We start from the raw sequence: 16,422 nt of genomic DNA, 5'->3' as shown, positions 1-16,422 counted from the left end.
TGCGCGGCCATGCCCTTGCCTCGCTTCACGACGCTCGCGCCGCTGCTGGCGCTGCTGCTGGCCGCCTGCGGCGGCGGTGGTGGAAGCGGCGGCAGCGGTGCCGCGGCCTGCGACGTGGCGACGCAGAAGGACTGGCTGCGCGACTACATGCGCGACTGGTACTACTGGGCCGGCCAGTCGCCCGACCCCGAGCCCGGCGGCTACGCCACGGTGGCGGCTTACTTCGAGGCGCTCAAGTACACCGCCTATTCGGGCGTGCCGGGCCGCGTCGACCCCTGGAGCTACATCCAGGACAGCGCCAGCTACAACCGATTCTTCGCCGAGGGCAAGGCCAGCGACTACGGCTTCGCGGTCAACGGCCGCGAGGGCATGCTGCCCTTGAAGGTGCGCTACGTCGAGCCGGCCTCGCCGGCGGCCGGCCGGCTCTTGCGCGGCGACGTGATCAAGGCGATCGACGGCGTGCCCGACAGCGTGCTGATCGCCGGCGACTTCGCGCTGCTGACGCCCTCGCGCACCGGTCAGCAGATCACGCTGGACATCGAGCGCGACGGCGCCGCGCAGCGGGTGACGGTCACGGCCGCCGAATATTCGCTGACGCCGGTGTCGGCCGCGGCGACGCTGCCCGGCCAGGTCGGCTACGTGCTGCTGAAGGACTTCATCACGCAGGCCGAGGCGCCGCTCGCCGCGCGGCTAGACGCGATCAAGGCCGGCGGCGCCCGCGACCTGGTCATCGACCTGCGCTACAACGGCGGCGGGCGCATCTCCACCGCCAACCACTTCGCCTCGCAGGTGGTGGGCGCGCTGCACGCCGGCAAGGTCTTCACCACGCTGCGCTACAACACCCGGCATACCGGCGCCGACACCCGCTACACGATGGCCGGCGCCAGTGGCCCGGCCTTCGAACGCATCGCGGTGCTGACCGGAGCGCGCACCTGCTCGGCCAGCGAGCTGCTGGTCAACGGCCTGCGCCCCTACGCGCGGCAGGTGGTGACGATAGGCGCCGCCAGTTGCGGCAAGCCCTATGGCTTCAGCCCGAGGGAGTCTTGCGGCAACACCTACAGCGCGGTCAACTTCCGGGCCGTCAACGCGCTCGGCGAGGCCGACTACGAAGCCGGGATGACACCCACCTGCGCGGTGGCCGAAGACTTCGCCGGCGTGCTCGGCGACCCGGCCGAGAAACTCACCGCCGCGGCGCTGGACTACCTGCGCACCGGCGCCTGCCCCGCGGCCTCGGCCGACGAGCGCGAACGCGCCAGCGCGCTGGCCGAGCGCGCGCGGCGCCCGTTCGCCGAGCCCGGCGAGCGGCGCGGCATGACGGCGGACTAGCAAACCAGACACATTTCGACATATTGCGGCACAGCGCCGCAACGCAGGGCCGCCAGCATGCGGCCCATGAGCAGTCACCACGTCCACCTCGTCGACGCCGATCACGCCAGCCGTGGCGCGCTGGCGCGCTACTTCGAGGCCCACGGCCTGAGCGTCACCGTGATGGACTCGGCCGCCGAGTTGCTGCGGCGCATGCACCGCCAGCGCCCCGACGTGGTGGTGATGGATGCCGCGCTGCCTGGCCTGAGCGGCCTGCAGGCGTGCCGGCAACTGCGCGGCGAGGGCGACCGCGTGCCGCTGATCCTGCTGAGCGCGCGCAACGAGGAGGTCGACCGCGTGCTGGCGCTGGAGATGGGCGCCGACGACGTGACCGGCAAGCCCTGCGCGCCGCGCGAGCTGCTGGCGCGCATGCAGGCGCTGCTGCGCCGCGCCAACGTGGCGCCCGGCCAGCCGATGCTGTCGATGGCGCCGGTGGACATCGGCGCGCTGCGTTTCGACATCGCCTCGCGCAGCCTGCTGCGCGACGGCCAGGTCCACGTGCTCAGCACCGTCGAGTACGCGGTGCTCGCCGAGCTGGTGGCCAACCCGGGCATCGCGGTGTCGCGCGAGCGCCTGCTGGCCGCCTCGCACGGCCGCAGCGACGGGCTGCTGCCGCGCGCCATCGACGTGGCGGTGATGCGGCTGCGCAAGCGCGTCGAGCCCGATCCGGCGCACCCGCGCTTCCTGCAGACCATCCGCGGCCACGGCTACATGTTCGTGCCCGCGACGGCGGCACCGGCGCCCGCCGCCGAAACCCGGCGCGCGCGGCCGCGCTACATCAGCAGGTGCTCGCCGGCGTTCTCGCCGCCCAGCACGACGTAGTTCACCTTGCGCAGGTCGGCGAGCTTCGTGCCGCCGCCGTAGCTGATCGAGCTCTGCACGTCCTCGCGCATCTCGCGCAGCGTGTCGGCCAGCTTGCCCTTGATCGGCTCGAGGATGCGCTTGCCCTCGACGTGCTTGTACTCGCCCTTGTTGAAGTCGCTGGCCGAGCCGTAGTACTCCTTGAAGAGCTGGCCGTCGACCTCGACGGTGCGGCCGGGCGACTCTTCGTGGCCGGCGAACAGCGAGCCGATCATCACCATCGAGGCGCCGAATCGGATGCTCTTGGCGATGTCGCCGTGGTGGCGGATGCCGCCGTCGGCGATGATGGGCTTGCTCGCCACGCGCGCGCACCACTTCAGCGCCGAGAGCTGCCAGCCGCCGGTGCCGAAGCCGGTCTTGAGCTTGGTGATGCACACCTTGCCCGGGCCCACGCCGACCTTGGTGGCGTCGGCGCCCCAGTTCTCCAGGTCGATCACCGCCTCGGGCGTGGCCACGTTGCCGGCGATCACGAAGGTGTCGGGCATCTTCTCCTTGATGTGCGCGATGGTGCGCCGCACGCTGTCGGCGTGGCCGTGCGCGATGTCGATGGTGATGTAGTCGGCGCCCACGCCTTCGAGCGCGAGGCGGTCGATCACCTCGATGTCGGCCGGCTTGACGCCCGAGCTGATCGAGACGAACAGGCCGCGCTCGCGCATGCGCCTGGCGAAGGCGATGTTGTCGATCTCGAAGCGGTGCATCACGTAGAAGTAGCCGTTGGCGGCCAGCCACTGCGCGATCGGCTCGTCGAGCACCGTCTTCATGTTGGCCGGCACCACCGGCAGCGCGAAGCGGCGCGGGCCGAGTTCCGCCGAGGGGTCGCACTCGCTGCGGCTCTCGACGCGGCACTTGCGCGGCAGCAGCAGGATGTTGTCGTAGTCGAAGATTTCCATGAAGCGGCTCCTTGTAATTCAACGGTGAGCGCTTGACTTGGAAACCCGGTTCGCCAAAAGAAAACCGGGCGCCAAAATTTGGGCCCGGTGGCGAATTCTACGCCGTGCCGCCCGGCGGCGCGAAGCGCGCGGCCAGGTCCACGCTGGAGGCGCGGCCGATCCGCGCGCCGTGCTGGTCCAGCCAGCGCTGCGCGCGGGCGCGGCCGAGGTCGCGCAGCCGCTCGAGGAAGGGCCGGTGCGCGATCAGGCGCGTCTCGGCGGCCAGCGTGCCCAGGTCGTCGTGCGCGTCGATCAGGTGCAGGCGCAGCGCGCGCAGCCGCCGCTCCAGCCGGCCGATCGCGAAGGCCGAGCGCCGCGCCTCGGCGGCGGCCTCGGCGAGCAGCGTCGCTTCGCGCAGGAAGCCGGCGTTGAAGCTGAACTCCAGCGCGCGGCTGCGGATCTCCTCGGCGCTGATCGGCACGTTCTCGTGCGACAGCGGGCTCAGCGCCACGATCAGCAGGTCGGCCACGCCCTCGTGCAGCAGCGGGAACAGCGCCGGGTTGGCGCTGTAGCCACCGTCCCAGTAGGGCTCGCCGTCGATCATCACCGCCTGGTGCAGCGTCGGCAGGCAGGACGAGGCGAGCGCGGCGTCCAGCTCGAGCTCGTGGTTGCGGAACAGGCGCAGGCGCCCGGTGTTGGCGTGCGTCGCGGCGATCAGCAGGCGCGGCGCGCCGCGCCGCCGCAGGCGCTCGAAGTCGATCTGCGCGGCCAGCACCTCGCGCAGCGGGTTCAGGCCCAGCGGGTTGAGCTGGTAGGGCGAGAACAGGCGCGTCCAGTGCATCAGCGCGCGCAGGCCCGGCGCGAGGCCGGGGCTCTCGGTGGGGCCGACCAGCCATTGCTCGAAGGGCAGCTTGCCGCCCACCGCGCCCCAGAACGCGGCCAGCGCCTCGCGCGCGCCCTCGGCGCCGCCGCGCATCCAGCCGTCGGCCAGCGCCAGCGCGTTCATCGCGCCGGCGCTGGTGCCGCTGATCGCCGTGAAGCGAAAACGCCCGGTTTCGAGCAGCGCGTCGAGCACGCCCCAGGTGTAGGCGCCGTGCGCCCCGCCGCCTTGCAGCGCGAGGCCGAGCGCGGGGCGCGCCGCGGCCGGGGAGGTGAAGGGCCAGACCATGCCCCGATCCTAGAATGCCTCGATGAATTCGACAGCGCCGCCCGACGATCGCGAGATTCCGCTCTTCGAGGAACACGAAGCGGCCGCGCCGCCGCCGGGGCTGGACGCATCGGGCGGCCTGCTGCGCGGCCTGAACCCCGAGCAGCTTGCCGCGGTGACGCTGCCGGCCCGGCCGGCGCTGATCCTCGCCGGCGCGGGCTCGGGCAAGACGCGCGTGCTGACCACGCGCATCGCCTGGCTGATCGGCAACGGCATGGTGTCGCCGGCCGGCGTGATGGCGGTGACCTTCACCAACAAGGCCGCCAAGGAGATGCTGACGCGCCTGTCGGCGATGCTGCCGCTGCCGGTGCGCGGCATGTGGATCGGCACCTTCCACGGCCTGTGCAACCGCTTCCTGCGCGCGCACTGGAAGCTCGCCGGGCTGCCGCAGGGCTTCCAGATCCTCGACTCGTCCGACCAGCTCTCGGCCGTCAAGCGCGTCATCAAGGCGATGAACCTCGACGAAGAGCGCTATGTGCCCAAGCAGGTGACCTGGTTCATCGCCGGCCAGAAGGAAGACGGCCTGCGCCCGAAGGACGTGGAGGTGCGCGACGAGCTGACGCGCGTGATGGTGCAGGTCTACCAGGCCTACGAGGAGCAGTGCCAGCGCGAGGGCGTGGTCGATTTCGCCGAACTGATGCTGCGCTGCTACGAGCTGATGCGCGACAACGCCGCGCTGCGCGAGCACTACCAGCACCGCTTCCGCCACATCCTGGTCGACGAGTTCCAGGACACCAACAAGCTGCAGTACGCCTGGCTGAAGATGTTCGCGGGCACGCAGGCGGCGATCTTCGCCGTCGGCGACGACGACCAGAGCATCTACGCCTTCCGCGGCGCGCAGGTCGGCAACATGAGCGCCTTCGAGCGCGAGTTCCGCGTCGAGCAGGTGATCAAGCTGGAGCGCAACTACCGCAGCTACGGCAACATCCTGGACAGCGCCAACGAGCTGATCGCGCACAACCGCAAGCGCCTGGGCAAGAACCTGCACACCGAGTCCGGCGCCGGCGAGCCGGTGCGCGTGTACGAGGCCACCAGCGACTTCGCCGAGGCGCAGTGGTTCGTCGAGGAGGCGCAGCAACTGCACCGCGACGGCATGGCGCGCCACGAGATCGCGCTGCTGTACCGAAGCAACGCGCAGAGCCGCGTGCTGGAGAGCGCGCTGTTCAACGCCGGCATTCCGTACAAGGTCTACGGCGGGTTCCGATTCTTCGAGCGCTCCGAGGTGAAGCACGCGCTGGCCTACCTGCGCCTGGTCGAGAACGCCAACGACGACACCAGCTTCCTGCGCGTGGTGAACCTCCCGGCGCGTCACATTGGCGCGCGCACCGTCGAGCAGTTGCAGGACGCGGCGCGCGCCAGCGGCCGCAGCCTCGCGCAGAGCGCCGGCGCGCTTTCGGGCAAGGGCGGCGCCAACGTGCAGGCCTTCGTCGCGCTGATCGACACGATGCGCGACGCGACGCGCGGCCTGACGCTGCGCGAGATCATCGAGCACATGCTGCATGCCTCGGGCCTGGTCGACTTCTACAAGACCGACAAGGAAGGCAAGGACAGGCTCGAGAACCTGGACGAACTGGTCAACGCCGCCGAGGCTTTCGTGACGCAGGAAGGCTTCGGCCGCGACGCGGTGGCGCTGCCGGTGGACGAGCAGGGCGCCGCGGCCGCGCAGCAGGCGCCCGACGCCGAGACCGGCGAGATCATGTCGCCGCTGGCAGCCTTCCTGACGCACGCCTCGCTCGAAGCCGGCGACAACCAGGCGCAGGCCGGGCAGGACGCGATCCAGTTGATGACGGTGCACTCGGCCAAGGGCCTGGAGTTCGACGCCGTCTTCATCACCGGGCTGGAGGAGGGCCTGTTCCCGCACGAGAACAGCCTCGCCGACCAGGACGGGCTGGAGGAAGAGCGGCGCCTGATGTACGTGGCGATCACGCGCGCGCGCCGGCGCCTGTACCTGAGCTTCAGCCAGACGCGGCTGCTGCACGGCCAGACGCGCTACAACGTCAAGAGCCGCTTCTTCGACGAACTGCCCGAGCGCTGCCTGAAGTGGATCACGCCGCGCACGCAGGGCTTCGGCTCGGGTTTCGCGCGCGAGTACCAGCAGGCCTGGCAGCGCGGCGCCGGGCTGGGTTCGATCGTCGGTGCGGGGCGCGTGGAGCCGCGTGCCGCGCCCAAGGCGGCGGCGTCGCATGGCCTGCGCACCGGGCAGAGCGTGTTCCACACCAAGTTCGGCGAGGGCGTGGTCGTCACGCTCGAAGGCAGCGGCGAGGATGCGCGCGCGCAGGTGAACTTCGGGCGCCACGGCATGAAGTGGCTGGCGCTGTCCGTCGCCAAGCTCACGCCGGTCTGACCAGCCCTGCCGCGAGGCAGATCCGGCGCCGGGCCGCCCCAAGCCGGACGGCGCCCCTTGGGGGCAGGAGCGTAGCGACTGGGGGGCGTCCGGCGCTGGGCCGCCCCAAGCCGGACGGCGCCCCTTGGGGGCAGGAGCGTAGCGACTGGGGGGCTCTATTCCTTCGTGCTGATCGCGGTGACGCGGCCGCTGCGCGGCTCGAGTTCGCAGCGGTAGCTGAACGGGATCAGGTTCATGCCCGGCGCGCGCTCCACCGAGCCCGCGCCCGTCATCTCGACGCGGCCGAACTCGGCCGCTTGCAATCGCCGCGAATCCGAGCCGAAGTTGATGCGGCCGACACGTGGATGCAGCTTCTTCAGCGCCGCCGCGGCGGCGCTCTCGCAGGCCTGCGGCGAGACGTTGGTGAGGTCGGGGTCGAAGGCCTTCTCGGCCGCCGCGGCGCGCGCGCCGGCACCGTCGCGCAGCACCACGCCGGAGGTGGAATCGTTTTGTGCGTCGTACGAGCAGCCGTAGCTGAACGCGACGCTCTTGCCGCCGGCGGCGCGGTAGCGGCCCTCGCCGCGCACGCTGGTCTCGTCGTCGCCGCCCGGCGCGAGCACGCGGCGCGCGGCGAGGAACTGCACCTCCTTCGCGTCGCGGCCGCGCAGGCGGTGCAGGGTTTCGCTCACCGCCTGCTCGCAGCGCTCGGCGGCGCGCGCCGCATCGGGCGGCGCGGCGAACACCGATGCGGCGCAGGCCGCAAGCAGGGAAAACAGCAGGGTGGGGCTGAGCTTCACGGTGGCGCTGGCGTGTCGATGCGCCGACTGTAGCGCGCCTGCCCGGTGAACGGGCGATGCAAGCCAGCGTGAGGCGTGGCAAGGCCCCGGCGCGTGATTCCACGGCTTGTGCACAGGGTTCTCCACCGCGGCTGTGGACAACAGCGATGGGCGCCGTTGCGAGGTCATGAGCGCTTGCGGTGCGCCGGCAGCCGTTGCAGGAAGTCCACCGCCCGGTGCAGTGCTTCATCGAAGCCGGGCTTGTAGTGCAGCACGTCGATCGCTTCGAACTGCGCGCGCAGCACCGCGTCTCGGCTGTGCAATTGTCCGATGAACGCGCTGCGGTGCCGTGTCAGGAAATGGTGGGCCTGCCGCAAGGCTTCCGGCTCGCGCTCGATGACCAGCGACAGATCGAAGAGGTCACGAGCGCTCGGACTGTCACCCCGGTGCCAGAGCTTCTTTGCGACGATCTCGGCGGCGGTCTCGACGCGAACCATCCGCTTCAGCAAGCGCCAGGTCTCGTAAGGCGCGGTCGTCAGATTGGATGAGGCGACGAAGTCGATCTCGCCCTCGGGCCGCAGGAGCTTGACGAAGCCGGCGCCTTCCACGTAGTCGCTGGCGATGGCATCGGCCAGGTCGCTCAGCCGGGGCGTCACGTGCCCGAGGTACTGCGGGTCGGGCACGAAGATGTCGATGTCCTTGCTGCGCCGGTGGCGGTATCGGAGCATGAGCACCGTGCCGCCGCCGAGAGTCCAGAACGGGTCGCTCACGCCGTGCCGGTCGAGCGCGTCGAGCAACTGGAGGGCCTGTGCGAGCAGGGCTCGCCAAGGCCCGCCGGGCAGGCGCGCCGGCTGCCGGCCGGCGGGCTCGGCGATCATGCCCATGCCGGGCGCGGCGACTTGAATTCACGCGCCCAGCGCAAGAGGTGTTGCCAGACGGTCTTCGCGGGTACGCCCTGCGAGCGGGCCGCTTCCTCGACGGCGGACACGATGAACTTCTCCGGCACCTCGTCGAGCATCGTCGATAGATGAGGCAGCCACTGCGCCGGAAGTTCACCGCTGGCGAGTGCCTGGGCGAGCCGTTGCGGCGTGAGCGATTGCAGGTAGCTGACGCTCGCGGCCTGGCTGGCGGCCCGCAGTCCTCGCTGCGGGTCGTGTTGTTGCTGTTCCGCGCGCAGCGTCAGCCCGAGGAGGTCGAGAAGGTGAGCGAGCTTGCTGACGCCGAGGTCGACGATGGTGCCGGTTTCCAACTGGTTGATCGTCGCGCGCGACAAACCGGACAAACGTGCCAGCCTGGCCTGGGACAAGCCCAGATCCTCGCGTCGCCGGCGAACCATCCGGCCGATCTCGTCCAGACGCAGTGCAGACATGGGTGCTCCCGGAGCGACAAGGATTGTCGAATATATTCGACAATTTTGCGTGGCGCCACCGCGTTGTGCCGCCGCTCTCAGCCGCGCCGCCCCGGCCAGCCGCGCGTGGCGACCACGCGGCCGTCGTGCAGCACCAGCAGCGCCTGCGCGCCGGCCTCGGCCACGGCGTCTAGCGCGCGCCGGCGGCCCAGCACCATGCAGGCGGTCGACAGCGCGTCGGCGGTGCAGGCGTCGGCCGCGAGCACGGTGGCGCTTTGCAGTTCACCGGGCGAGACGCCGGTGCGCGGGTCGAGGATGTGGAAGAGGCGCCGGTCGCGCGTGAAGGCGAAGCCGTCGTTGCCCGAGGTGGCCAGCGCGGCATCGTTGATCGCGAGCACGTCGAGCCAGTCGGCGGCGTCGGCGGCTCGCGGCCGCGGGTCGCGCACGCCGATGCGCCAGGGCTGGCCCGGCCGCGCGAAGCCGGCGGCGAAGGGCTCGCCGGCATCGACCAGGGCGTGGCGCACGCCGTGCGCGGCGAGCACCGCCCAGGCGGCGTCGCTCGCATAACCTTGCGCCAGGCCGTTGAGCGTGCACTGCATGCGCGGCGCGGCGAGGCGGATGTGATCGCCCTCGATCGCGATGCCCTGCCAGCCCACCGCCGCCATCAACGGCCGCAGTTCGGCGCGGCTGGCCGCGCGCCCCTGCGCCCAGGCGCTGAAATGGCGCTGCCACAGCGGCTGGATCGTGACGTCGAACGCGCCCTCGCTGCGCGCGCTCCAGGCCAGCGCGTGGCGCATCAGCGCGGCGAGGTCGCCATCGGCCGGCGCCTCGACGACGCCGTCGCGGTTCAGGCGCGCCAGCGGCGAGGCCGGGTCGTGCAGATCGACGGCCCGCTCGACCCGCGCGATGCGCGCCATCGCGGCATCGGCGGCGCGTTCGGCCTGCGCGCGCGGCAGGCCGGCGATGGTGATCGCCACGCGCGTGCCGAAGGCGAGGGCGTGGCGCTCGACGCGGCTCTCGCCGTCGTGCGCCAGCGCGGGCGTGGCGGCCAGCGCCAGGCAGCCGCGCAGGAAGCGGCGTCGCCTCATGGCCTGCGCTCCTTGCGCCGCAGCGCGCTCCAGGTGCCGCTGGCGGCCAGCACCAGCAGCACGATCGCGGCAAGGTCGGTCAGCCACACGCCGATAGGGCCCAGCCAGCGGCCCGAGTGCAGGTCGAGCAGCACACGCTCGAGCGTCAGCCCGCCGGACACGCCGGGCGCGATGCCTTGTCGCAGTTCGTCGGGCAGCGCTTGCAGCGCGGCCCAGCGCGGTTCGCCGGCGGGCGCCGTGTCGCTCCACGCGCTGGCCTGCGCGTCGGTGTAGCGGCGGCGTGTGTCTTCGCTTTCGATCACGACGTGTGCATAGGCGCTGTCACCGATCGTGCCGACACGCCGCGCCGCGAAGCCCGCCGGCAGCGCCACGCGCTCGACCAGCCGGCTCGCGTCGTCGACGACCAGCGCCTGCCGCGCATCGATGATCAGCCAGCCCGGCGCCAGCGGCGCGGCGCCGACGAGGCGCTCGACCTCGGGCAGTTCGAGCCGCCGCTCGTCGAGGAAGAGCTGCCGCTCCCACTGGCTCAGCCAGTGCCCGCCCGGCAGTGCCTGCGCCGCCGCGGGCTGCGCCTCGGGCACCTGCCACCAGCGCTTGAGCCAGGCCGATTGCACGCCGCGCTGCGCCAGGCCCAGTTCACCGGTGTGATTCAGCAGCACGCCGGTCACCGCCGCCAGCACCAGCCACAGCGCCGCGGCCAGGCCGAGGCGGCGGTGCCAGCGCATCCAGAACGCCAGCGCTCCGCCGCGTCGGCTGCGGCGTCCATGACGCGCATGACGCTCAGGGCGCATGCGTGATCACCTCGCGGTGCAGCACCAGCGCCAGCCGCGCGAGCCGCTCGTAGGCCTGCACCGACAGCGTCGCGCCGGTGATGCCGTCGATCTTGCGGTCCAGCCTGTCGCCGTCGGCCAGGCGCGCGCCGCCGAACTGTCGGGTGTAGGCCGGGAAGCGGATCTCCCAGCCGCGCGACTCGCGGAAGACCAGCACCTCGGTGCGCTCGATCGCATCGCCGGCGAGCACGAAGCCGATGGTGATCTCCTCGTCCTTGCCGACTTCGTCGAGCACCCAGGCGGTGCGCTTGTCGCTCTTGTCGGCACGCCAGTAGCGGATGCGAAGCTGGCGGTAGGGATGGCCGAGCACCGCCTGCATGCGCTGCTGCAGCGCCGGCGAGGGCCACAGCAGTTGCGGCGCCGGCGGCTGGCCGGCGAAGGCCGAGCGGATGAACTCGTCGGGCTCCTTGTAGACATCGGGCGCGGCGGCGGCGCCGCGCGCGGCCAGCAGCGGCGCCGCCAGCCCCGCCACGAGCACCGCCCGCCGAACGCTCACAGCGACTTCAGGAAGGCCACCAGCGCGGCGCGGTCGGCGGCGCTCATCGTGCGGAAGCGTTCCTTGGAGGCTTCGGCCTCGCCGCCGTGCCACAGGATCGCCTCTTCCAGCGTGCGCGCGCGGCCGTCGTGCAGGAAGCCGGCGAGGCTGTTGACCACGTGCGTCAGCCCGATGCCCCACAGCGGCCGCGTCTTCCACTCGCTGCCGTTGGCGCCGAAGTCGCTGCGCTGGTCGGCCAGGCCCTCGCCCATGTCGTGCAGCAGCATGTCGGTGAAGGGGTAGATGCGCTGGTTCGCCACGGCCGCCACCGGCGTCGTGCCGCTGGGCCCCCAGATGCCCGGGTGCGTGCCGGTGGTGAACGAGGGGTTGTGGCACACGCTGCACTTGGCATCGACGAACAGCGCCGCGCCGCGCCGCACGTCGCTCGCGCTCACGTCGCGCCGCGCCGGCACGGCCAGCGTGTTGTTGTAGAAGATCACGCGCTTGACGACTTCCTCGCTCGCCTCGTAGCCGCTCGCGGCCTGGCCGTCGTCGTCCGGGTTGGCGGCGCGGTAGGCGTCGTACAGCGGCGTGCCGGCGATGCTCTCGTCGGGGAACAGGTAGTTGGTGATGCCCATGTCGCCGCGGTAGGCGCCGGCGCCCTGCACCAGCACCGAGGGCGTGCTGGCCTTCCAGCCGAAGCGGCCCAGCGAGCGCGGCTCGGGGTTGCCCTGAGCGGCCTTGACCGGGTCGAACACCCAGTTCGGCCGGCCCGAGATGCCGTCGCCGTTGGCATCGTTCTCGTCGGCCAGCGCGAGGATCGCGCTCTCGGGAATAGCCTCCAGCAGCCCGAGGCCGAAAGTCGGCATGCCCATGCGCGGGCTGGTCGAGACGCCCGCTTGCAGCAGAGCGCTCGTGCTCGCGCCGCCGCTGCACTTGGCTTCGCCCGGGTCGTCGTAGGGGTTGCAGATGCGGAACAGCGGCTTGTACAGCGTGACCGGCGTGCCGTCGCCGTAGTTGACCGTGCTGCGCTCGAAGCTCACGTACACGTCGGCCTGGCCGCTGAATTCGCTGTCGGGGCGCACGCCCAGCACGCTGCGGTGGAAGAGCTGGTCGGAGAAGCCCGGCACCGCCTGCGGCGCGCAGTAGCGGTTGGCCGCGCTGGGTGTGCACGCGGCCTGGCCGTTGACGCTGATGCGCAGGAACACGCCGGCCTCGCTGCCGAGCTTGGTCCACTCACCAACGGTGCTGTTCAGCACAGCAGAGGTGTAGGCGGCTCGACCGTCGCTGGCGTGGCAGCGAATGCAGGCGATGTTGTTGTGCACCGGCCCGAGGCCATCGACAACGGGGAAGTCGGTGCTCGGCGCCTTGAGAAAGTTCTGCTCGAAGTCCACGTCGCCGGCTAGATGCAGCGCGAGGCCGTCCGTGTCTAAATTGGGAGCGGGCGTGTCGAAGCCGCGATTGGCCTGATTGGCCGTGGTGTTGGTGGTGGCGTCGCCGAGCGCAGTCACCACCGCCCAGTCGGGCACGGCGAGGTTGCCGCCGCCGCCGCCTCCGCCGCCGTCATAAGGATCGTCACCTCCACCGCAGGCTGCAACCAATCCGAGGGTGGTGGCCAGGGCTGCGGCGGCTGCACGCAGCCTTGGCGCTTCGATCATGATGACTCCTTGGCGGCGGCTGAGGGGCGACGTGGCGGTCAAGCGAACATGGTGCTGGCGACCAGCGGCTTGACGTCGTTCTGCAAGGTCGCTTGCAGCGTGTTGCAAGCGCCGATCGCGGTGGTAATCAACGCACGGCCGGCGGTGGTGCCAATTTGCACGCGGAACGGTTGCGCGCTGCCAGAGATCACCGTCGTCGTGTCATTGCCGTCGCCCTTGATCAGCGCGATCTTCTTCTGCGCGTTGACGATCTCGTTGAACACCCGGGTTGCCAGCGTTGCGTTGCGCTCGGCGACGAAGGTGTACAGACCGGTGGCCGAAGCTGACGGTGCCGTGCCGCTGAAGCCGAGCACTCCGGTGTAGACATTCAAGATGCTCTGGATATTGTTGTGGAAGTCAGTCAGCGAGTTCCATGAATACTGCGACTCGACTAGGCTCGTGTCAGCCTGTGCCAGCGTGTCGCCCAGCGGGTCGGCCAGCTTGGCATTGCCCACCTCGTCTGCGATCGTCGATAGGCCGTCAACCAGTGCACCGAGCACGCCGGCATAACCCGTGTGCACGCTATTGCTTGTGCCTGGTGTCTTGAGCTGGGCTGCGTAAGAGATCGTGCGGTTGTTGTAGGGTTTGGTCCAGGCGTCCGCGAGCGCCTGCGTGCGATTCTTCAGCGCCTGCGCCAGAGCGACCAAGTAGTTCAGTTCTGGCTCGGTCAGAGAACTGGCCACCTTGTCGTTAGTGTTCACGCCATCGCCGAACAGCACGTACTCGATTGCGTGGAAGCCACGCAAGTCATCAGGGGCGTCCTCGATCTGCGGTACCGTCGGGTTCGGGTTGGTGGCTAGGAAGCCCACCAAGCTCGGCGTATCCAGCGGCCAGGTGTCGATCGCACCGTCGATGCCTAACTCACCCCCGGTCACAGGGCCGATCAAAAATCCTTCGCTCGATTCCCAGGGCACGCGCGTGGCGCGCCATTGGGCCTGCGCGGCATCCAAGTTGGCGTCGTTAGGTGCAGCGCGCAAGGTGGTCACCGCCGTCAGCAGCAAGCCGGCCTGAGTGTTGAGGTTGCTGTAGGTCTGGACGATCACGTTGTCGACGATATTGTCGACCATCGGCTTGGCGTTGAAACCCTGCGAGCCGCTGTCGGACGAGTCGCCACCGCCGCAACCGGCGAGCGCGAGCGGTACGGCACCCAGGCTCCAGAGAAGCTGTCTGCGGGCGATCTTTTGCATGATGTTCCTTTCGAGGGACGGACGGAAATGGGTTGAGGAGGTGTTCAGAACTCGAAGCCCGCAGCGACACCAAGCACGTCCTGCTTGTCGGCGATCAGGCCGTCGTTGCTGCGGCGCGAGTACTCGCCCTTGATCACGATGCCGGGCTGCGGCTTGTAGTTCAGGCCCACGGTGGCGGCCTTGCGGTGGTAGCGCGGCACGCGCGCGATGCCGGGGGCGGTGTCGGCGTGGGTGTCGTAGTCCTCGTAGCGGGCGAACAGGTCGAGCCGGCCGGGCACGCCGCCGTTGGCCCACAGCGAGAGCACGTCGTAGCCCGCCTCGACGAAGAACGACTTGGCGCGCTTGCCCACCGGCGTGCGCGACACGCCCAGCACGCCACCGTTGAAGGTGTTGAAGTTGGCCTGCGTGACCTTGCGCGAGTTCTGCACCTGGCCGAGCAGCACCTGGCCACGCACCGTCCACGGGCCGACCTCGTAGCGGCCGTGCACTTCGCCGAGCGTGACGAAGGCCTTGGCCGAGAGGTTCTGGCGCGGCCGGTTGGGCGCGGAGTCGCCGGCGTAGAAGGCGCCGCCGACCAGCACGCCGGGCGCGAAGGCGTACTCGGCGTGCGCCGCGAAGGCGAAGGCGTCGGCGTTCTTCGTCTCCAGCTTGCGCTGCATGCCGCCGCGCACGAACTCGTGGCCGGAGAAGCCGGTGGAGTCGAGCGCGGTGACGCCCAGCACCTGGTAGCGCAACTGCCCGATGGTGCCGAGCACCTGCACGCCGGTCTCGTGCCACACCGAGGGGATCAGCGAGGTCTCGGCCAGCGAGCGCTCGATGGTGAAGAACTCGGTCGGCTGGTGGTACAGGTTGACCATGCCGACCGGCACCACCAGCTCGCCGAAGCGCACGTTCAGCGCCGGGCTGTGGCTGTACTGCAGCCACAACTGCTCGAGCACGATCTCGCCGCCTTTTTCGATCTCGGCTTCGTACTCGCCGGTCTCCTCGGCCTCGTACTCGACGGTCGAGCCGGTGCCGCCGTGCTCGAACTCGATCTCGCCGAACAGCGACCATTTGCCGCCCAGGTTCATGTGCGGCGAGAGCACGAAGCGGCCGATGTCGGTGCGCCCGCGCTCGGTGGCCTTGGCGGTCTGCGTGTTGGCGTAGAAGTCGTAGCGCTGGTAGCTCATCTCGCCGTAACCGGCCCAGCGCAGGCTGCCGCGGCCGGAGGCCGAGGCCTGCGCCTCGCCCGGGGTGGCGGCAGCGGCACCGGCCGGCGCGCCGGGCTGCTGGCCCTGCGCCGTGGCGGTTGCCGCGGCCGCTGCCGGCGGCGCGCCCTTCATCTGCTGCTCCAGCGCGGCGGCCAGCGCTTCGAGCTGGCGCTGCTGCTGCTCCAGCGCCTGGCGCTGGCGCTCCAGTTCGAGGCGCTGCTGCTCGAGTTGCTGCTGCTGCTCGCGCAGCCGCGCGGCCAGGTCGCCGGACGGCGCGGCGGCGTCCTGCGCGAAGGCGCTGCCGGCGCACAGCGCCAGCGCGACGACGGCAGCGTGGATCGACGTGCGCCCCAGGTGGGCGGGCGCGGGCGGGCGGGTCATGGTCGGCAACTCCCTCAGGTGCTTGCTCTCAACGAGATTGATTCTCATTGAGGATTGTAGATGCGTGGCATTCCGAACGGTAGCGGCCCCGCGCCCGTGCGCGCCGACCGACGTGCACGGGTATTGATATGGATCAGTGGGAATGGAAGGGGGGAGCCAGCCAGCTCGCGATCAGCCACTGCGCCGCCCAGTAGCTGGCCAGGATCCACAGGCTGGCCGCCGGCAGCGGCAGCGTGAAACGGTTGGTGGCCAGCAGCGCGTCGGACAGCACGAACAGCGCGCCGCCCAGTGCCAGCCCCGCGGCGCGGCGGCGCCGGGGGCCCGGCGGCGCCAGTGGCCACAGCACCGCGGCCTGCGCCGCCATCGCGGCCAGGCAGGCCACGTAGGCCAGCACCGGAATGCGCAGCGCGCCGGGCACGCCGGGCCACAGCAGCCACAGCACGGCCCCGGCCACCAGCGCGTAGACGGCGAAGGGCAGCCGGCGCGCAGCCAGCCGCGCCCTGCGCGTGAAGGCCCACAGGTAGGCCAGGTGCGCGAGCAGGAAGCTCACCAGCCCGGGCAGGAAGCCCCGCTGTGGCCACAGCAGCGCCACGTCACCGGCCAGCGACAGCACCAGCCCGGCCAGCACCCAGCGCCGCAACTGGGGCGTGTCGCGCCCGCGCGGCCAGGCGTGCGCGATGACGAGCACGGTGGCCAGCGGCTTGAAGACAAAATTCATCCAGGGCTGGGCCAGCGCCCACGGCGCGGAGGCGATGGCCAAGGCCGCGCTGGCCAGCCAGGCGGCAACGAGCGCGGAGGCAGACCACATGTCGGTTCGGCGCGCCG

15 protein-coding genes are annotated in these 16,422 nt (G+C 70.9%); 3 read left to right on the top strand and 12 right to left on the bottom strand.

Going from position 1 to position 16,422, the window contains the following annotated elements:
• Positions 1–9: 9 nt before the first annotated feature.
• Together QM792_RS15185 and QM792_RS15180 are read left to right on the top strand one after the other, a co-directional pair.
• Positions 10–1,326 (top strand): S41 family peptidase, encoded by a 1,317-nt coding sequence (locus QM792_RS15185; protein ID WP_415150940.1) that lies wholly within the window; start codon positions 10–12, stop codon positions 1,324–1,326.
• A 66-nt stretch (positions 1,327–1,392) separates the two neighbouring features.
• Positions 1,393–2,187 (top strand): response regulator, encoded by a 795-nt coding sequence (locus QM792_RS15180; RefSeq protein ID WP_415150939.1) that lies wholly within the window; start codon positions 1,393–1,395, stop codon positions 2,185–2,187.
• Here QM792_RS15180 and QM792_RS15175 read toward each other — a convergent pair.
• Complete coding sequence (locus QM792_RS15175) at positions 2,139–3,116, bottom strand: GMP reductase (protein ID WP_415150938.1); 978 nt, start codon at positions 3,114–3,116, stop codon at positions 2,139–2,141. The two genes, QM792_RS15180 and QM792_RS15175, sit on opposite strands and share 49 nt — an antisense overlap.
• Before the next feature lie 97 nt (positions 3,117–3,213).
• Entirely contained in the window at positions 3,214–4,263 is a 1,050-nt protein-coding gene (locus QM792_RS15170; RefSeq protein WP_415150937.1) for a patatin-like phospholipase family protein, read from the bottom strand.
• A gap of 22 nt (positions 4,264–4,285) precedes the next feature.
• Here QM792_RS15170 and QM792_RS15165 point away from each other — a divergent pair, with 22 nt between their 5' ends.
• On the top strand, positions 4,286–6,646 hold the full coding sequence (locus tag QM792_RS15165) for a UvrD-helicase domain-containing protein (RefSeq protein WP_415150936.1): 2,361 nt from the start codon (positions 4,286–4,288) through the stop codon (positions 6,644–6,646).
• A gap of 155 nt (positions 6,647–6,801) precedes the next feature.
• Here QM792_RS15165 and QM792_RS15160 read toward each other — a convergent pair whose 3' ends face one another.
• From QM792_RS15160 to QM792_RS15115, 10 genes are all read right to left on the bottom strand, one after another.
• Positions 6,802–7,422: a hypothetical protein gene (locus tag QM792_RS15160; protein ID WP_415150935.1), complete on the bottom strand. Its 621-nt coding sequence runs from the start codon at positions 7,420–7,422 to the stop codon at positions 6,802–6,804.
• Between the two features lie 164 nt (positions 7,423–7,586).
• Entirely contained in the window at positions 7,587–8,285 is a 699-nt protein-coding gene (locus QM792_RS15155; RefSeq protein ID WP_415150934.1) for a nucleotidyl transferase AbiEii/AbiGii toxin family protein, read from the bottom strand.
• Entirely contained in the window at positions 8,276–8,770 is a 495-nt protein-coding gene (locus QM792_RS15150) for a helix-turn-helix transcriptional regulator (RefSeq protein ID WP_415150933.1), read from the bottom strand. Before QM792_RS15150 ends, QM792_RS15155 begins: the two co-directional genes overlap by 10 nt.
• Before the next feature lie 77 nt (positions 8,771–8,847).
• Positions 8,848–9,837, bottom strand: coding sequence for an FAD:protein FMN transferase (locus QM792_RS15145; RefSeq protein ID WP_415150932.1), 990 nt, complete (start codon positions 9,835–9,837; stop codon positions 8,848–8,850).
• The gene (locus QM792_RS15140; protein ID WP_415150931.1) at positions 9,834–10,628 is read right to left on the bottom strand and encodes a PepSY domain-containing protein; all 795 of its coding nucleotides are present in this window, start codon (positions 10,626–10,628) and stop codon (positions 9,834–9,836) included. The genes QM792_RS15145 and QM792_RS15140 overlap by 4 nt, the downstream gene beginning before the upstream one ends.
• Complete coding sequence (locus QM792_RS15135) at positions 10,618–11,163, bottom strand: FMN-binding protein (protein WP_415150930.1); 546 nt, start codon at positions 11,161–11,163, stop codon at positions 10,618–10,620. Before QM792_RS15135 ends, QM792_RS15140 begins: the two co-directional genes overlap by 11 nt.
• The gene (locus QM792_RS15130; RefSeq protein WP_415150929.1) at positions 11,160–12,800 is read right to left on the bottom strand and encodes a di-heme oxidoredictase family protein; all 1,641 of its coding nucleotides are present in this window, start codon (positions 12,798–12,800) and stop codon (positions 11,160–11,162) included. Before QM792_RS15130 ends, QM792_RS15135 begins: the two co-directional genes overlap by 4 nt.
• Before the next feature lie 38 nt (positions 12,801–12,838).
• A complete protein-coding gene (locus QM792_RS15125; RefSeq protein WP_415150928.1) occupies positions 12,839–14,026 on the bottom strand; it encodes an imelysin family protein in 1,188 nt (395 codons plus the stop codon).
• Positions 14,027–14,070: 44 nt separating this feature from the next.
• Positions 14,071–15,597: a hypothetical protein gene (locus QM792_RS15120; RefSeq protein WP_415150927.1), complete on the bottom strand. Its 1,527-nt coding sequence runs from the start codon at positions 15,595–15,597 to the stop codon at positions 14,071–14,073.
• A 133-nt stretch (positions 15,598–15,730) separates the two neighbouring features.
• Positions 15,731–16,405, bottom strand: a complete 675-nt coding sequence (locus tag QM792_RS15115) for a lysoplasmalogenase (RefSeq protein ID WP_415150926.1) — start codon at positions 16,403–16,405, stop codon at positions 15,731–15,733.
• Between the last annotated feature and the right edge of the window lie 17 nt (positions 16,406–16,422).

Origin of the sequence: Piscinibacter sp. (assembly GCF_047600445.1) — a bacterium.
Taxonomy (GTDB): Bacteria; Pseudomonadota; Gammaproteobacteria; order Burkholderiales; family Burkholderiaceae_C; genus Piscinibacter.
This window is presented reverse-complemented; position numbering and strand designations above follow the sequence as displayed.